General features: G+C 72.0%; 14 protein-coding genes. 6 read left to right on the forward strand and 8 right to left on the reverse strand.

Going from position 1 to position 16,533, the window contains the following annotated elements:
- Window positions 1–171: 171 nt before the first annotated feature.
- Together OH804_RS16675 and OH804_RS16680 are read left to right on the forward strand one after the other, a co-directional pair.
- Window positions 172–459 carry a hypothetical protein gene (locus OH804_RS16675; protein WP_231392589.1) on the forward strand — a complete coding sequence of 96 codons (288 nt, stop codon included), beginning with the start codon at window positions 172–174 and terminating at the stop codon, window positions 457–459.
- Between the two features lie 126 nt (window positions 460–585).
- The gene (locus tag OH804_RS16680; RefSeq protein WP_406066266.1) at window positions 586–1,332 is read left to right on the forward strand and encodes a phosphotransferase family protein; all 747 of its coding nucleotides are present in this window, start codon (window positions 586–588) and stop codon (window positions 1,330–1,332) included.
- 6 nt (window positions 1,333–1,338) lie between these two features.
- Here OH804_RS16680 and OH804_RS16685 read toward each other — a convergent pair whose 3' ends face one another.
- The 3 genes from OH804_RS16685 to OH804_RS16695 all read right to left on the reverse strand — a co-directional run bounded on the left by OH804_RS16685 (window position 1,339) and on the right by OH804_RS16695 (window position 4,726).
- Complete coding sequence (locus tag OH804_RS16685; protein WP_406066268.1) at window positions 1,339–2,514, reverse strand: alcohol dehydrogenase catalytic domain-containing protein; 1,176 nt, start codon at window positions 2,512–2,514, stop codon at window positions 1,339–1,341.
- On the reverse strand, window positions 2,511–3,965 hold the full coding sequence (locus tag OH804_RS16690; RefSeq protein ID WP_406066270.1) for an aldehyde dehydrogenase family protein: 1,455 nt from the start codon (window positions 3,963–3,965) through the stop codon (window positions 2,511–2,513). Before OH804_RS16690 ends, OH804_RS16685 begins: the two co-directional genes overlap by 4 nt.
- 104 nt (window positions 3,966–4,069) lie before the next feature.
- Window positions 4,070–4,726, reverse strand: a complete 657-nt coding sequence (locus OH804_RS16695) for a TetR/AcrR family transcriptional regulator C-terminal domain-containing protein (RefSeq protein WP_406066272.1) — start codon at window positions 4,724–4,726, stop codon at window positions 4,070–4,072.
- 182 nt (window positions 4,727–4,908) lie between these two features.
- Here OH804_RS16695 and OH804_RS16700 point away from each other — a divergent pair, with 182 nt between their 5' ends.
- Complete coding sequence (locus OH804_RS16700; protein WP_196922268.1) at window positions 4,909–6,081, forward strand: acyl-CoA dehydrogenase family protein; 1,173 nt, start codon at window positions 4,909–4,911, stop codon at window positions 6,079–6,081.
- Window positions 6,082–6,142: 61 nt separating this feature from the next.
- On the opposite strand, the gene OH804_RS16705 is transcribed toward OH804_RS16700, so the two are convergent.
- Window positions 6,143–7,180: an aminotransferase class V-fold PLP-dependent enzyme gene (locus tag OH804_RS16705; protein ID WP_406066274.1), complete on the reverse strand. Its 1,038-nt coding sequence runs from the start codon at window positions 7,178–7,180 to the stop codon at window positions 6,143–6,145.
- A 79-nt stretch (window positions 7,181–7,259) separates the two neighbouring features.
- Window positions 7,260–7,823: a TetR/AcrR family transcriptional regulator gene (locus OH804_RS16710; protein WP_406066276.1), complete on the reverse strand. Its 564-nt coding sequence runs from the start codon at window positions 7,821–7,823 to the stop codon at window positions 7,260–7,262.
- 100 nt (window positions 7,824–7,923) lie between these two features.
- Between OH804_RS16710 and OH804_RS16715 the strand changes: the two genes are divergently transcribed.
- On the forward strand, window positions 7,924–8,661 hold the full coding sequence (locus OH804_RS16715) for an SDR family oxidoreductase (protein ID WP_406066278.1): 738 nt from the start codon (window positions 7,924–7,926) through the stop codon (window positions 8,659–8,661).
- Window positions 8,662–8,674: 13 nt separating this feature from the next.
- Here the strand turns inward: OH804_RS16715 and OH804_RS16720 are convergent, their stop codons facing one another.
- From OH804_RS16720 to OH804_RS16730, 3 genes are all read right to left on the reverse strand, one after another.
- Window positions 8,675–10,855 (reverse strand): FUSC family protein, encoded by a 2,181-nt coding sequence (locus OH804_RS16720; RefSeq protein ID WP_406066280.1) that lies wholly within the window; start codon window positions 10,853–10,855, stop codon window positions 8,675–8,677.
- 88 nt (window positions 10,856–10,943) lie between these two features.
- Window positions 10,944–12,356, reverse strand: coding sequence for an FAD-dependent oxidoreductase (locus OH804_RS16725; RefSeq protein ID WP_406066282.1), 1,413 nt, complete (start codon window positions 12,354–12,356; stop codon window positions 10,944–10,946).
- Window positions 12,357–12,429: 73 nt separating this feature from the next.
- Complete coding sequence (locus OH804_RS16730) at window positions 12,430–14,544, reverse strand: protein kinase domain-containing protein (RefSeq protein ID WP_406066567.1); 2,115 nt, start codon at window positions 14,542–14,544, stop codon at window positions 12,430–12,432.
- A 262-nt stretch (window positions 14,545–14,806) separates the two neighbouring features.
- Between OH804_RS16730 and OH804_RS16735 the strand changes: the two genes are divergently transcribed.
- On the forward strand, window positions 14,807–15,403 hold the full coding sequence (locus OH804_RS16735) for a hypothetical protein (RefSeq protein ID WP_406066284.1): 597 nt from the start codon (window positions 14,807–14,809) through the stop codon (window positions 15,401–15,403).
- 221 nt (window positions 15,404–15,624) lie between these two features.
- Window positions 15,625–16,497, forward strand: a complete 873-nt coding sequence (locus tag OH804_RS16740; protein ID WP_196922260.1) for a DUF4231 domain-containing protein — start codon at window positions 15,625–15,627, stop codon at window positions 16,495–16,497.
- Window positions 16,498–16,533 lie beyond the last annotated feature (36 nt).

Here is a 16,533-nt window from a genome sequence, read left to right on the forward strand (position 1 = left end):
GATCCTTGGCGACCTTCACGTAACCTCCCACCACTGAACCTAGAAGTACGATGCATAGTACTGCTAGGTATAGCTCCCGGCGCAACGGCCGGGAGCGAGACAACGACCGAATCGCCGTCCCGGGCAACTGTGGTGCCGCGATCGGGCACTTCCGGGTTAGCCTTGGCGCATATGGCTACCTTTCGCAGCGCCTCAGTGCTCCTTTCCTCAGACGGCACCAGGACCCCCGGCACCGCCGCGCTCTTCGCCGAGCCGGCCCGTAGAGGCGGGACCCCGCCGTGGGCGGGCGACTTCCGACCCGCAAACAGCGCCGGCAACGGCCCCAAGAACGCAGTTGGAAAGACCTTCACCCTGGAGTTGCCCGACGGCAGCACCGGCAAGGTCGTCGTACAGGGCCTCAAGAGCGGCAAGGGCGGCGTCGTGCTGGCGCTGATGGGCGAGGACGCCCCGCCCTTCTGACCAGTCGCACGGCTCGCGTCGCTCAGACGCCCAGGTTGGCCCCGTCCGGGGTCAGCCCGGGGCGCCTGGCCAACCACGCCCGTCGTCCCGGGAAACCGCTGGGCCGTCGATGGTCGGGGCGCGACAATGGCCGCTGTGCCGGAGGTCGAAGTCGTCGTCGCCCACCAGGAACGCGCCACCCTGCGCGTCGGCGACGTGTTCCTGAAGATCGACGCTGACCCGGGGCGTACCGACGTCGAGGTCGAGGCGATGGTGCTGGCGCCCGTCCCGACCCCCGAGGTCCTCTGGCGTAGGACGCCCGTGCTCGCGCTCGCCGCCCTGCCCGGAACGGCGCTCGGTCGCCTCGGCGAACCGTCGACCGCGTCCCCGGCGGCGTGGGCCGCGGCCGGCGCCGCCGCTCGCACGCTGCACGACGCGCCGCTACCGCCCTGGCCGGGCCGCAGCCGCGAGGAGTTGACGTCGCAGCTCGACGCCGAGTGCGCGTGGCTGGTCGGCAACGGCGTCCTCCCCACCGACCTGGTCATCCGCAACCGCCAGGTTGCCGAGGCGGCGCTCCGCCCGTGGACACCGGTATTCACCCACGGCGACCTGCAGATCACCCACGTGTTCGTCGACGGTGACGAGATCACCGGCGTCCTCGACTGGTCCGAGGCGGGCCAGGGCGACGCCCTCTTCGACCTGGCCACCCTGACGCTCGGCCACGAGGAGCACCTCGGCGACGTCCTCGCCGGCTACCGCGCCGACGTCGACCTCGACGTGATCCGCGCGTGGTGGTCGTTGCGAAGCCTGCTGGCGGTCCGCTGGCTCGTCGAGCACGGCTTCGACCCGTACGCACCAGGCTGCGAGGTCGACGTGCTGAGATCCCGGCTGTGACGAGCGTCAGTCCACTGTGACCACCCAGCGGGCGCCCTCGCCCCGCGCCAGCCGGTCGAACGCCGCGGGCGCCTCGTCCAACGGGATCGTTCCGCTGACCAGCACACCCAGATCCAGTGCGCGGTCGGCGAGCTCGGCAGCCAGCACCGGCACCTCCCGGTCCGGGTCGGACGAGCCGTACACCGAGGAGCGCAGGGTGCGCGCGGAGTGGAAGATGTCCAGCGCGCCGAGGCTGACCATGTCGTCCTTCGCGCCCATGCCGACCACCGTCACCGCTCCCCCACGCCGGGTGAGCCGCCAGGCGGCGCGGATGGTGGCGGCCCGGCCGACGCACTCGAAGGCATGGTCGACGCCACGGCTCTCGGTGCGCGCCCGTACCTCCTTGGAGAGCCGGTCGTCGGAGAGCAGGAAGTCGGTCGCCCCGGCGGCGAGCGCCAGTTCCCGCTTCGCTTCGGCGACGTCGATGGCCAGGATCGTCGTGGCACCGGCCCGGCGGGCCGCGCTGAGAACGGCGAGCCCGACCCCACCGAGCCCGACGACAGCGACCGACTCGCCGGGTGCCACCCGGGCGGTGTTCCGGACCGCGCCGACGCCGGTGAGCACCGCGCAGCCGAGCAGTGCGGCCTGCTCGGGCGGCAGCCCGGCGGGAATCGGGATGACGGCACGTTCGGGTACCACCACCGCCTCGGCGAGCGCGCCGAGGCCGAGGGTCAGGTGCAGCGGGACCCCGTCGTCGGTCTCGCCGCGCGGCACCGTCGGGGCGGTGGTGTCGGCGCAGAGCCACGGCTCGCCGCGCCGGCACCACCAGCAGGCCCGGCAGGCCGGTGCCCAGTTGAGCACCACCGGGGTGCCGACGGTCAGGTGGCTGCCCGGCCCGACCTCGGCCACCACCCCGGTCGCCTCGTGCCCCAGCGCCAGCGGGAACCTCGCGGCGAGGGTGCCGTTGACCATGGACAGGTCGGAGTGGCAGACACCGGCCGCCCTGATCGTCACCCGCACCTCGCCGGGGCCGGGCGCGGGCAGGCGTACCCGCTCGACCCGCAGCTCGGCGCCGGAACCGCGCGCGACAAGCGCGCGAACGATGACCGGCGCGGACGCCGGCTCGGCGTCGCCGCCCGGCGCGGTCGGGGACAGGTCGGGCCGGCCTGCGGGCGCGGCCGGGGACAGCTCGCTGTCTTTCATCGCTGGATCGCCTTCAGCTCGCAGAACTCGGCCAGGCCGTGCACGCCCAACTCCCGGCCCAGGCCGGACTGCTTGTAGCCGCCGAACGGGGCGAGCGGGTTGAACGGGGCGCCGTTGATGTCGACGGCGCCGGTGCGCAACCGCCGGGCCACCGCGAGCGCCGCGTCGGTGTCGGCGGACCAGACCGCGCCGGCCAGCCCGTACTTCGAGTTGTTGGCGATGGCGACCGCCTCGTCGGTGTCGGCGAACGGGATGACGGCGAGCACCGGGCCGAATACCTCCTCCTGGGCGAGCGCGCTGTCGGGGTGCACGTCGGCGAAGACGGTCGGGGCGACGAAGTGCCCCCGAGTCGGCACCGGGGCGTCGGGCCCGCCGACGACCAGTCGGGCGCCGTCGGCGAGGGCCCTGTCGATGTGGCCGCGCACCCGCTCGGCCTGGGCGGCGGAGACCAGCGGGCCGAGCCGGGTCGCCGGGTCGAACGGGTCGCCGAGCCGGTAGCCGGCCACCGCCGTGGCGATCAGGTGCAGGGCCTCGTCGTACCGGTCGCGGTGCACCAGCATCCGGGTCCACGCGGTGCAGGTCTGCCCGGAGTTGAGCAGGGCGTTGCCGACGCCCACCTTGACGGCGGTGGCCAGGTCGGCGTCGGGGAGGATCACGTTGGCGGACTTGCCGCCAAGCTCCAGGGCGACCCGGGCGATCCGGTCCGCGGCGGCCCGCATGATCCGCGCGCCGGTGGCGGTGGAGCCGGTGAACGAGACCAGGTCGACGTCGGGGTGCCCGGCGAGCGCCTCACCGACCACCGGCCCGGTGCCGGGGACCAGGTTGAGCACCCCCGGCGGCAATCCGGCCTCGGCGACCGCGTCGAAGAGCAGGTACGCGGTCAACGGGGTCAGCTCGCTGGGCTTGAGCACCACCGTGCAGCCGGCGGCCAGGGCGGGTGCGAGCTTCGCCATCACCTGGTGCAGTGGGTAGTTCCACGGGGTGATCGCGCCGACGACGCCGATCGGCTCGCGGACGACGAGCGAGTTGCCGATGCTCTCCTCGACCGGCGCCTGGGCGGCGAGCGCGACGTGGTCGCGCAGCACGGTCAGCGGCAGCCCGACCTGCACCCGGGTGGCGAGCTTGAGCGGCGCGCCCAGCTCCACGGTGATGGTGCGGGCGAGGTCGTCGGCGCGGGTGGTGAGCGCCGTGTGCAGCCGGTCGAGGTGGGCGGAGCGCTCGGCGGGGGTGGCGGCCGACCAGGCGGGAAACGCGGCCCGGGCCGCGGCCACGGCGCGGTCCACGTCGGCCGGGGTACCGGCCGGCACCTGCCCGACCCGCTCCCCGGTGCTCGGGTTCTCCACGTCGATCAGGTCGGTGCGGGCGGGTGACGTCCACTCCCCACCGACGTGCAGGTGGTGCCGGAGGCGCAGGGAGTCGGGCAACTGCGACGGCGGGGCGGCGAGGTCCATGTCGTCCCTTCGATGGTGGGCGATGGGCGATGGCGACGGGGTCGCGATGGGGGATGGCGACGACGTCGCGGCGGGCGATGAAACTAGCGCTGGGAGTTTGGACGCTACCCGTTGGGCCGGGCGGACTCCACCGTGTCGACGGTGCGGGTGTACTCGGCGGCCAGTCCGTGCAGCAGGGCGTCCAGGCCGAGCGCGAAGGCGCCCTCGTCCACGCTCTGCTGGTGCTCGGCGAGCCGGTGTGCCTGACGCAGGTGCGGGTAGTGCGCCGCGTACAGCTCCGGGTCCTCGACGAAACCGCGGGCGAACGAGCCGAGCGCCGACCCGGCCACGAAGTAGCGCAGCGCCGCGCCGATGTGGGTGGCGCGGGCCGGCGGCCAGCCGGCCCGGACCAGGCCTCCGTAGACCGCGTCGGCCATGGCGAGGGCGGCTGGACGACGACCCGGCCCCTGGGCCAGGTAGGGCACGATGTTCGGGTGCGCGGTGAGCGCCCGCCGGTACGACCAGGCCCAGTCGCGTAGCGCGGCGACCCAGTCGCGGCTGGCGAAGCCACCGGTGTCGACGGCGCCGGTGACCGTGTCGGCGACCGCGTCGAGGATCTCGTCCTTGGTGGCGAAGTGGTTGTAGAGCGAGGGACCCTGCACGCCGAGCGCGGCGGCGAGCCGGCGGGTGGAGAGTGCGCCGAGCCCGTCGGCGTCGATCAGCGCGAGCGCCGTGTCGACGATCCGGTCGCGGGTGAGCAGCGGCCGCCGAGGTCGGGGCACGTCAGACCTCCTCGGTGTGGGGCGTCCCTGCCCGTGGGAACCACCTGTTCACGCACCCTATCGGGGACCGTCGTCGGGTCGGCGTCTCCACGAGGGGTCTGGACGAATGAAAACTTACACCGCTAGTTTAGGGATGACCGCTGCGACCCGCAGCGGCGCACCACGCCGACCGAGGGGGAACCGTGGACTTCGCACTGTCCGACGAGGAACGCGCCGTCCGGGACACCGTGCGCGCGTTCATCACCCGCGAGGTGATGCCCCTGGAAGCGGAGGTGCTCCGCCGCGAACGGGCGCACCAACCGGGCCTCGACCACTCCGAGGTGCGCGAACTGCAACTCAAGGCGCGCAAGTTCGGCTTCTGGGGCCTCGCCACCCCGGAGGAGTACGGCGGGATGAACCTGCCAGCCGTGCTCCAGTCGTTGATCTGGACCGAGCTGGGCCGCACGTTCGTACCGTTCCGCTTCGGTGGCGAGGCGGACAACATCCTGTTCCACGCCACCGAGGAGCAGAAGCGGGAGTTCCTCATCCCCACCATCGAGGGTGAGCGGCGTTCCTGCTTCGCGATCACCGAACCGGGCGCCGGGTCCGACGCGGCCAACATCCGGCTGTCCGCCCGCCGCGACGGCGACGACTGGATCCTCGACGGCGAGAAGACCTTCATCACCGGCGGTCACGACGCCGACTTCGCCATCGTGGTCGCGGTGACCGACCGGGAGAAGGGCGCCCGGAACGGCGGCGCCACCGCGTTCCTGGTGGACCGGTCGATGGGCTGGCGCTCCGAGTTCATCCAGACGATGGGCGAGGGCGGGCCCGCGTCGCTCATCTTCGACGGCGTACGCGTGCCGCACCGCAACATCCTCGGCGAGATCGGGCAGGGCTTCACGCTCGGCATGGAGTGGATCGGCAAGGGGCGCTACACCATCCCGTCGCACGCCATCGGCATCGCCGAGCGGGTGTTGCAGATGGCCATCGAGTACGCCAACACCCGGGAGACCTTCGGCGCGAAGATCGGCACCAACCAGGCCATCCAGTGGATGATCGCCGACTCCGAGACGGAGCTGGAGGCGGCCCGTTGGCTGGTGCTGCGCTCGGCGTGGACCGTCGACGCGGGCCTGGACCCCCGGCACGCCTCGTCGATGGGCAAGCTCTACGGCGCCGGCATGGTCAACCGGGTGGTCGACCGGGTGCTCCAGATCCACGGCGGCATGGGCTACACCCGAGAGCTGCCGATCGAACGCTGGTACCGGCAGGTCCGGCTCTACCGGATCTTCGAGGGCACCGACGAGATGCAGCGGCTGATCATCTCGCGGGACCTGCTGCGCGGCTACACGAAGATCGGCGGCCACCTGGCCTGAGCCGGACGTCTGATGCCGTCGAGGACGGCCGGCCGCGCGCCCGGCCGTCCTCGACGCCGGTTCAGCCGGTCAACGCCGTCAGCGCGGCATCCACGTCGGCCTCCGTGGAGTAGACGTGGAACGAGGCCCGGACCCGTCCGGCGCGCACCGCCGCCCGGATGCCGGCCGCCGCGAGGCGCTGCTCCGCGTCGGGCACGTCCACGCTGACGATGGCGCTCTCCCCCGGCGGTCGACCCAGCCCGGTCAGGAACCGGTTGGCCAACGCCACGTTGTGCGCCCCGATCGCCGACACGCCGATCTCGGCGACCACCTCCAGTGCGGGCGCCGCCCCGACCCAGCTGAACCAGGCCGGTGAGATGTCGAACCGGCGAGCGTCGTCGGCCAACCGCAGCGGCGGGCCGTAGTAGGAGGCGTGCGGGTCGGCACCCGCGTACCAGCCGGCCGCGTCGGGGCGCAGCCGCTCGCGCAACGCCGGGGCCAGATAGGCGTACCCCGTCCCGCGCGGATTCATCAGCCACTTGTAGCCGCCCACCGCCACCGCGTCGGCCCGGCTGCCGTCGAACGGCAGCCAGCCGCACGCCTGGGTGGCGTCCACCGCCACCAGCGCGTCGTGCGCGCGGGCCGCGGCCACGATCTCGTCGTACGCGGCTACCGCCCCGTCGGTCGACTGGACCAGGCTGAACGCGACCAGGTCGGTGTCAGCGTCGATGGCGTCGACCAGCGACTCCAGTGGCACCGTGCGGACCCTGACGCCCCGTTCCTCCTGCACCAGCCAGGGGAAGAGGTTCGAGGTGAACTCGACCTCCGGGACCACCACAGTGGCACCGGCCGGCAGTGCCGCCGCGACCGGTGCGAGCAGCTGGGACACCGCCGCGCCGACCGCCACGTCACCCACCGGCACCCCGATGAGGCCGGCGAAGGCGACGCGAGACCGCTGCGTCGACTCGCCCCAGCCTTCCCACGACGTACGACCAACCCGCCAGGCGGCGAGGGCCTCCTGCACCGCCGCCCACGCCGGCTCCGGCGGCAACCCGTAGCTGGCGGTGTTCAACCAGCCCGGCTCCGGCTGCCACAGCTTCTGCGCCTGCTCGATCTCCATGCCGTCGACGTTAGGCCGGGCGCCGCGCGACGGGCACGGCCAATCGGCGACCGGCGGCCTGTCAGATCCGTACATCAGGTCACCTGGCAGGTGTCGCTCGCAGTCCGTCGATGGTCAGCCCGAGGACGCGGTCGCGCTGGGCGTCGTCAGCGTATGAAACCGTGCTGACGCCGGAGATCATGCGCAGGATGTCGTCGATCGATGGTTCCGGGCGCGCGACCCCGGCACGTTGCGCGCGTTCGAGCAGCGGGCTGCCGGCCTCCCGCATCGCCCGGCGGCAAGCCTGGAAACTGTCACTGGTGCGGTTGAGCGCGTCGGCGAAGGCGAGCTTGGTGCCGATGTAGTCGACGAAGCGGCGGAGCCAGGTGACGAGCGCGTCCCAGGGTTCGAGGTCGTCGAGGTCGGCGGCCACCCGGCACAACGCCTCGACTTCTTCACGGTGGACCTCCTCGACGAGGTCCTCGCGGGTGGGGAAGTTGCGGTAGAGGGTGGCGATGCTCACGCCGGCCCGTCGCGCGATCTCCTCGAGTGAGGCCTGCGCGCCGTCTTCGGCGAACGCGTCCCGGGCGGTCACGAGCAGGGCATCGAAGTTGCGGCGGGCGTCTGCGCGTTTCGGCCGCCGCGACGTGGGGATCGCCACCATGCCACCTCCCGTTGTTGCCAAACGTAGGATCCCTACGTTTAAAGTGTAGGGGCACTATCAGTTCTGATCCTACGTGCCTTTCACCTGAGGGAGCGACGACATGTCCGCTAAGAAGATCGCGCTGGTCACCGGCGCAAACAAGGGTGTCGGTCTGGCGACCGCACGCCAGCTCGCCGAGCGCGGCCTCACCGTTCTCCTCGGAAGCCGCGACACCGAGCGGGGTGCCGCAGCGGCCAAGGAACTCGCTGACACGGGGCTCACAGTGCGACCGGTACAGATCGACGTCACCGACGACGCGTCGGTCGCGCGGGCGGCCGAGCTCATCGACCGCGAGTACGGCCACCTCGATGCTCTGGTCAACAACGCCGGCCTGCTCATTCGCAAGCCGGCCGTCGCGGTGACGGCCGAGGACCTGCGCCCGGAGTTCGAGACCAACGTGTTTGGCACCGTCCGGGTCATCCACGCCATGTTGCCCCTTCTGCGTAAGTCGCCGTCAGCGCGAATCGTCAACCTCTCCAGCGACTCGGCGATCTTCGCGAAGGCCACCGAGAAGGGCTCGATGTTCGCCCGCTCGCACGAGTCGTTCGCCTACTCCGCCACCAAGACCGCGGTGAACATGCTGACCGTCAAGTACGCCAACGCCTTCCTCGACGACCCGGAGCTGGCGCACGTAAAGATCAATGCGGTGACTCCGGGCTACGTCGCCACCGACCTGAACAACTTCAAGGGCGTGAAGAGCACAGACGAGGGTGCGCGCGCCTCGGTGTACTGGGCCACCGTTGACGATGACGGTGAAACCGGCGGCTTCTTCGACGACAACGGTCCGGCGCCGTGGTGACTGCTCGTCAGGGCTAGTCGCGGTGGCCGGTCGGCCCGCCGACAACAGGCGGGTGGATCCGGGCGAGACTGTCGGCGAGGCTGGCGAGCCACCTGTCGGCCTCCACCAGGTGCCGGACCGACCGGAGGTCGGCCTCGCCGAGGAGGGGACGGATCCGGTCCAGCTGGTCGACGCAGGTGGTCGAGACCTGTGCCCCGGCCGATGTCGGGCCGTGGGCGACCTCGTCGGCGAGGGCGTCGTACGCCGACCGCAGGCGCCCGGCGGTGTCCCGCAGCAGCGCCGCCGCCTCGGGCCAACCGGCGAGGCAACCGGGCGGGTTGCGTCGCAGCAGCGACTCCGCGCCCGGCACGACGTGGTGCCCGGTGCTCAGGACGGCATCCCAGTTCACCTGCTGACGGTGCGGATCGTGCCGCTCCGAGTGGTACTGGCAGTACGACGAGTCGATCAGGACCATCCGCCGACGGACACGGTTGAGGGCACCCTCGGGTGGCGGAGCGTCGCCGAGCACCGCCTGGACGGTCTGGTCGACGGCGTCCGCGCTGGCCTTCAGGTATCGGGTGGCGTTGTGCCGCAGGTCGTGGCCCGCGCCGCGCGGCCACATCGCCACCCCGGCGAGGACGCCGATCACCGCTCCGAGCAGCACGTCGACGAGGCGGGCCTCGGCGAGCCGCCACCCTGCCGGGCTCAGCTGGGCGAAGACGACAGTCAGCAGCACGGTGAACAGCGCCTGCTGCCACACCGGCCCGAGTAGGCGACCGACGCCGAAGGCCAGCAGCAGGGTGATCGGCAGGACGATGGCGTACACGATCGGCTCGTCGACGACGAGCATCACCCCGCCGCTGACCACCGCGCCGATGATGGTGCCCAGCACGGCCGGCCGCAGCGCGGTGCGGGTGTCGGAGGCCGAGGTGCGCAGGACCGTGAGGGTGGCCAGCAGGACCCAGAAGCCGTGGGTCAGCTGCAACACTCCGGCGGCGACCCGGGCGATGGCGAGCGCCACGGCCAGCCGCAGCGAGTTGTGCAGGTGGGCCGAGCGCGGCGCCAGGTGGGAGCGGAACTGCCACCAGTACAGCGTCCACGGGCTGCGCCGGGTGTACTCGAACAGCCCCGAGGAGGCGTCGTCGTCGAGCCGCACCCCGGTGGCCACCCGGGAACCGACGGCGAAGACCCGCACCTGGTCCGCGAGGGCCAGCGCTGTCGCGTCCCGACACAACCGGGGTACGTCCGGCGCGTCGCGGACCCGGCCCTCTCCCACGGGGTACGCCGCCTCGGCTCGTCCGACCGCCACGTCCAGGTCGGCGGGGGCTACCGCAGGGGCCCCCGGCGACAGGCTCCGGCCGGCGGCGCGGGTGGTGTCCGCGCACGAGCGCAGCAGACGGGCCGCCGCCAGGTCCGGGATCGGCTCCGGCGGGGCGTCCGCCGCCAACCGGTCCGCCTCGGCGAGCACCTCCCGTAACGCGGCGGCGCAGATCCGCAACGCCCGGTCCTGAACGCCCGCCGCGGAGGGCGCCCACGCCGGAGGGCTGCGGTTCAGCTCGATCGCCGCCACCACGTCGTACGCCCGCCCGCGCCGCGTGTCCCGATCACCAGCGGCGGCGTGCGGGTCGGTCAACCTGTCGGCGGCGGCGTCGAGGAAGGCGGCGACGCCGTCCGCCGCCTCGGCGAGGCGCTGCCGGTAGGAGACCGGCACCGGGTCGGGCCAGACGAACACCTCGGCGGCGGCGAGCAGCACGACGGCGAGCGTCACCCCGCCGAGTCGTTCCGGCAGGGTGCCCGGCTGGTACGGCGGGAACGACGCCAGGATGTAGAAGAGCTGGAACGCGCTGGCCAACCCCACCAGGCGTGGGTTGCCGACCCCGGCGAACGCCACCACGAACCCGACGACCAGCATGCCGCCGGCGGCCGCCCACGTGCTCCACGCCACCAGTGAGCCCACCGCGATCAGCGCCCACACCGCCGGCAACGACAACACGAGGATCCGCGCCCGTTGCGGCGCCGGGCCGGGCAGCTGCGCGAACGACCCGGCGGCGATCGTGCCGAACAGCCCGTAGGTGGCGAGCGTCGAGTTGCCCGCCCCGTACCGGCAGCCGTAGAAGACGACGGACGCGACGAGCGTCAGTCGGGCCGCGCGTCGCAGGATGGCGTCACCTGGGTCACGGCGGCGAAGCCGGCCAAGGAGGCTGGTTCCGAGCACGACCGCTCCCCCGGGTTCGTCGCAGCACCCCTCCCCGGCCCACCATTCTCCACCGCGCCTCGGCGGGGGCGGCGGGTTTGGCGACGAATCACCGTCGGACGCTGCCGAGCAGACCGAGTCGGAGGGCCCGGAACAGGGTGCCGGGACGGCTCAGGGCGGCCGGGTGGTCGAGCATGGTGGTGACCCGACCCAGCCGTGCGTTGAGCACCGGATCGGTCAGCGACGCCCGGAAGAGCAGATCCCCGAACCACTTGGTGACCTTGTAACCGGGCGGGTAGGGCCCGTCGACGTGCGGCAGCTCGATGTCGGCGGTGGTGGAGATCTGCCAGGCGGCGTCGACCACCACCCGAACCTGGTCGAAGTACGCCCGTGCGGGCTCGTCGTGCGGCTTCGGACCGGAGCGCAGGTACTTCGACAGGCAGGAGGCGTGCAGCGTCGCGGAGGTCATGCCCTGGCCGTACACCGGGTTGAAGGACGCGACCGCGTCACCGGCGGCGACCAGCCCGGCGGGCAGCCGGTCGAGCTTGTGGAAGTCGCGGCGTCGGCTGTCCGCCTGGTGGTACGTGACCACCCCACCGAGCATCTCCCCGTGTTCGGCGATGTCACCGAACATCTGCGGGTAGTGCTCCCGGCAGCGGGCGGTGAAGTCGGCGACGTCGCGGCTGGGTCGGTCCCCGTCGTAGCCGGCCACCAGCATGATCCAGCGGTCCCCCTCGACCGAGTTGATCCCACCGATCCGGGCGGTGCGCCCCTTGCCCGCCATGGTGTGGAAGACCGCCACCCAGGCGTCGCTGACCTTCTCGTCGCGCGTGAAGAGGGCCGTGGCGTAGTTCAGTTTGATCGGCATGCGGTGCATCGGCGGGCGCGGCCAGCCGTGCTCGGCCAGCCAGTCGCTCAACCGGCTGGACCGCCCCATCGCGTCGACCACCAGGTCGGCCGCTTCGACGACGGGCTCGGTGCCCCCCTCGGGCAGGTACCGGACGCCGGTGACCCGCCGTTCGTCGAAGAGCAGGCCCTCCGCCCGGCCGTACACCATCCGGATGTTGTCGACGGCGAGGGTGCGCCGCCGGACCAGCGCCTCCAGGAACGGACGCGTCGTGATCAGGGCAGGCCCGGTGCCGGTCGGCGCGGGCGGCAGACCCAACATGCCGTTCACGAAGATCTTCGCCGTGCTCGGGTCGCGTGGCGGCGGCGGGGCGCCGAGCGCGAGCGCCTCGTCGGCGATGCCGGGGAACCAGCGCTCCAACTGGACCTGACCGGCGGGCAGCAGCGCGTGCACCTGACTGCCCTGGGGCACACCCGGGCGGGGCCCGGCGTCGACATCGGACGGATCCCGTTCGATGATCAGCACTTCCTCGGCGTGGTCGCTCAACACCCGGGCCGCCAGCAACCCGGCCATGCTGCCGCCGAGCACCACCGCACGTCGCATGACCACTCTGGTCTCGGCCGGTGGTTCGGCCGTCGCTAGCTCGGCGAAGAGCCGGGACGGAGAGGGGGGCATGCGATCACTCCTCGAACGGTCGGGAAACCTCGGCATCCACGACCGTAACCACCGCAGCCCCTGCCGTCAGCGCTCAGTTGGCCCGCCACTTCTGGTTGGCGTTGCCGTTGCACGGCCAGATCTGCAGCCGGGCGCCGTTGTTCGGGTTCGAGTCGAGCACGTCGACGCACCTGTCCGCCCTGGTGTTCACCAGGTCGTACGCCTTGTTGAGGGTGAACCTCTGCGATGCCGCGCCGGAACAGTCGGCCAGTTGGACGGCAGCACCGTCCTCGGTGGAGTGGCCGGCGACATCCAGGCACTTGCCCATCGAACGGACCGTGCCATCCGCCGGGAAGGTCCACAGCTGCTTCGCGGTCCGCCGACAGTCCCAGATCTGCAGCCGCGCGCCGGCGACAGCGTTGCCGTCCGGGATGTCGATGCAGCGGTCACTGGCGAAGCTGGAGATCTGCTTGCCGGCGGGCGTGCCGCCCTGCGTGGGGGACGGCGGCGGCGGGGCAGCCGGCTGCTGCGTCGCATTTCCCGGGCCGATCGTCGTGCCGCTGCCCGTCCCGGGCGACGGCGGCCCCGCGCTCGCTGATGATGGCGGTCCAGCGGGTCGGGACGGCGGGACACCCACGACCGGCAGGCCCTGGAAACCATCAGCGATCAGCGCGAAGACGGCGGCGCTCGCGGACCATTCGGCGGCGGAGGTGGTCCAGTCGATCGAGTACGCGTGCCCGTTGTGGCCGACGAAGGCACGGCTCAGCATGTGCATCGGCGTGCCGTCCTCGTCGGTGTACGTCCACTCCCATTCGGCGGCCCGCAGCTGGTAGCGCAGCGCGTCGAGGCGGACCTGCCGGTAGTCGGCGTACTGCCCGCGCTGCGCACCCTCTCGCTCCCGCAACTCGGTGACCAGGTCCGCTGGGATGGACCGAAGCTCGTCGACGACGAGCACGCGACTGCCGTCCGGCTCGCGGAACGCGGCGCGCTCACCGTCGCGCCGCGCCTGCCAGCCGTCCGGCACCGGTACGAGGAAGCGGGGATCGTCACGGTAGTAGCGCCAGCCCGCGGGCGCCGGTGGCAGCACCCTGGACACCGGCGTCTCGGCTATCGGCGACGGGTTCACTGCCGGCGCCGCCACTCCGCCGTCACCCGCGCCACCGAACAGCCCGCCTTCAAGCAGGGACGTGGTCGCCAGCAGGACGACGAGCAGCGCGGCGGCCCCGATCGACCCGATCAGACGAGCCCGACGCTTGCGGCCCGCCCCGGACGCCGGCCCGGCGGGGACAGTCGGCGACGTGGGGACAGTCGGCGACGTGGGCGGACCGGGCTCGGCGGTGACGAACTCGGGCACGATCGTCGGACGGGGCCCGTCGCCGGCGGGGGCGGTGGCCGTCGTGGCGGTGAGCCGGGTTAGCGGCCCGCCGTCTGTGGTGCTCACCTCGGCGGCTGGCACGTCCGGGGTGGCGGCCTGCCGCAGGAGACGATCCGCCTCATCGGCGCTGATCCGCTGATCCGGCTCGCGGCGCAGCAGTCCTTCCAGGAGCGGGGTCAGCCGACCGGCTCGTCGCGCCGGCGGTGGCGGCTCGGTGGCGAGGGCTGCCAGCGTGGCGATCGGAGACGAGCGGTGGTACGGGGTACGTCCCTCGACCGCCGCGTAGAGGGTGGCGCCGAGCGACCACAGGTCGGCCGCCGGCCCCACGTCGCCGTCGGTGGCCCGCTCGGGCGCGAGGAACGCCGGCGAGCCGAGCACCATCCCGGTCTGCGTCATCCGTGGGTCGCCGGGGAGGGTGGCCAGACCGAAGTCGGTAAGCACCACTCTGCCGTCGTCGCCGAGCAGCACGTTGGCCGGCTTGACGTCCCGGTGCAGCACGCCGGCCTGGTGTGCGGCGCGCAGCGCACCCAGGATGCCCAGCCCGATCCGTGCAGCGCGGTCCGCCGGCATCGACCCCTCGGCTTCGAGCACCTGATGCAGGGACCGGGACGGCACAAGCTCCATCACGATCCAGGGGTCGCCGCCCGCGTGCAGCACGTCGAAGACGCGTACCACATTGGGGTGGCCCAGGCGGGCGACGGCCCGCGCCTCGCGCATGGACCGTTCGCGCATCTCCCGGCGTTCGTCGTCGCGCAGGCCGGGCGGTGCCACCAACTCCTTTATGGCGACGTCGCGCTGGAGCATCTCGTCGCGGGCCTGCCACACGCGGCCCATCCCGCCCTGACCGAGCGGACGGACCAGCCGATAGCGATCGGCAATCAACTGTCGAGAGGCGTCTGGCACGACAGGAAGGTACCCGCCGAGCTTTACGCGCCCAATTTCTGTGGCCGCTGGAAAAGCGACAGTTGGATTTGTCACACGCAAGATCGACTGCTTACCGATCGTTCATTTAGACATAACTCCACTATCGGCACGAGCACTGTCGCCCACCGCGATGTTACCAACGCGTATATCGGTAACCTGCTATGAATATCGAATGAATTCGAATTCCGCAGAACGCCGGACCGGCCGCGCCACGGCCTGGTGTGGCTTCCTGTGCCTGGCGTTGGTCCTGTCCGCCTGCACGTCGGCAGGTGACTCGCGCCAGCGCACCACGCCGCCGGCCAACAGCGCGGCGCCGTCGACGGGCGCCAGCGTTGGGGTGCCGCCCTGCACGCCATCGGTCGACACGCTGCCGGCACCGCCGGCGGGCTACCGGTTGGTGGGGAAAGACGTGGCGGTGCCCGACGCCCCCGTGCTGTCGGCAGAGACATCCGGGGAGGCCGATCCGGCGGCGCGACTGTTCGCCAAATGGGGGCTCGTCGTCCGCGCCGGCCGCGTCGTCGACCTGCGGGTGGCACCGGGCTGGCAGGACAAGGCCCGGCTCGGATGGGGCCGCACCGGCATCCCCGGGGCGACCGCCACGGTGCACGCCTGCACGCCTGAGGGTGGGCAGGCCCAGTGGATGGCCTTCGTCGGCGGCACTTGGGTCGCGCGGGCCGCCTGCGTACCACTGATCGTGACGTCGAACGGCCAAACCGACCGCGTCAACGTCGGCATCGGCACCCCCTGCGACAAGACCACCACGCCGTAGCCCCGGGCGCCCCACCGCGCCCACGGATGATCAAGATCTTTGCGTCATCCGCCGCGGCGTGTCGTGACGCAAACCTCTTGATCATCGCCGGCCGGGGTGGGGGTGGGGTGGGGGTCGTTGCGGGCGGTTGGGGTGGACGGGGGCGTCTACTGTCTACACAGCCTGCGTACCGACTGCTCACCCCGCCGACACCCTGGACGTTCTGTCGAGAGGTCAACGACATGCTGAAGGCCGAGGATCTTCCCCCGTTTCAGCGCGCCGTGTCCTACGAGTCGCAACGCGGCCAACACGTGTACGCAACCCTGATCGCGCTGCGGCTGTCTTTGCTCCTGGTGGCCGCCGTCGCGGGGGTCGCCACCTGGAAGCTCGACAATTTTGCCCTGGGCCCGGCGCTCGCGGCGGGCGCCTTCGCCGCCACCTCGATCGTCGAGGTCTTCCTCCTTACCAATCGCCCCGACGAACGGTGGTACGTCGGCAGAGCCCTCTCCGAATCCATCAAGTCGCTCACGTGGCGATTCACCATGGCGGCGGATCCTTTTCCCCGATCGCGGAGCGAGTTGGAAAGCGTCGAGGAATTCACCAACCGGCTGTTGGGTCTGACCCGGGACATGTCGGCCGCCGGGTTGGCCGCCCCAGCGGTGGCCGGGCAACAAATCACGGAAGGAATGCGGAAACTACGGGCGGCCTCCCTTGCGGACCGCCGCGCCGCGTACCTGACCGGCCGCCTGGAGGCCCAGCGAGCCTGGTACGCCGAGCGATCGCTGTCGAATCGGGCGCGGGCGACCCGCTGGTCGGTCGGCATGCTCGTGCTGGAGATAGCCGGGGTGACCCTGGCCGTGTCGAGGGCTGCCGGGCTGACCGACCTCGACCTGCTCGGAGTGGCCGCCGCGGCGGTCGCGGCCGGCGCGGCGTGGACGCAGACGCGGCAACACTCCGGGGTGGCCACCGCCTATGCCCTGGCAAGTCAGGAGCTTGCCGCCATCGGGTCCCTCGCCACCCGGATCAGCTCGGAAGCCGAGTTGTCGCGGTTCGTGAATGACACCGAAACGGCGATCTCCAGGGAACACACGATGTGGCGTGCACGCCGACGCTGACACCTCGCGGTCGAGGGTCGCGGCGGCACCCGGCCG

The organism is Micromonospora sp. NBC_00860 (genome assembly GCF_045207375.1).
GTDB classification, from domain to species: Bacteria; Actinomycetota; Actinomycetes; order Mycobacteriales; family Micromonosporaceae; genus Micromonospora; species Micromonospora vinacea.

Bases quoted from the DNA above. Each gene is read 5' to 3' on its own strand.
- OH804_RS16725 (WP_406066282.1), bottom strand. From the start codon at position 12,356: ATGCCCCCCTCTCCGTCCCGGCTCTTCGCCGAGCTAGCGACGGCCGAA.
- OH804_RS16710 (WP_406066276.1), bottom strand. From the start codon at position 7,823: ATGGTGGCGATCCCCACGTCGCGGCGGCCGAAACGCGCAGACGCCCGC.
- OH804_RS16705 (WP_406066274.1), bottom strand. From the start codon at position 7,180: ATGGAGATCGAGCAGGCGCAGAAGCTGTGGCAGCCGGAGCCGGGCTGG.
- OH804_RS16740 (WP_196922260.1), top strand. From the start codon at position 15,625: ATGCTGAAGGCCGAGGATCTTCCCCCGTTTCAGCGCGCCGTGTCCTAC.
- OH804_RS16680 (WP_406066266.1), top strand. From the start codon at position 586: ATGGCCGCTGTGCCGGAGGTCGAAGTCGTCGTCGCCCACCAGGAACGC.
- OH804_RS16730 (WP_406066567.1), bottom strand. From the start codon at position 14,544: ATGGGCCGCGTGTGGCAGGCCCGCGACGAGATGCTCCAGCGCGACGTC.
- OH804_RS16735 (WP_406066284.1), top strand. From the start codon at position 14,807: ATGAATTCGAATTCCGCAGAACGCCGGACCGGCCGCGCCACGGCCTGG.
- OH804_RS16690 (WP_406066270.1), bottom strand. From the start codon at position 3,965: ATGGACCTCGCCGCCCCGCCGTCGCAGTTGCCCGACTCCCTGCGCCTC.
- OH804_RS16715 (WP_406066278.1), top strand. From the start codon at position 7,924: ATGTCCGCTAAGAAGATCGCGCTGGTCACCGGCGCAAACAAGGGTGTC.
- OH804_RS16685 (WP_406066268.1), bottom strand. From the start codon at position 2,514: ATGAAAGACAGCGAGCTGTCCCCGGCCGCGCCCGCAGGCCGGCCCGAC.
- OH804_RS16675 (WP_231392589.1), top strand. From the start codon at position 172: ATGGCTACCTTTCGCAGCGCCTCAGTGCTCCTTTCCTCAGACGGCACC.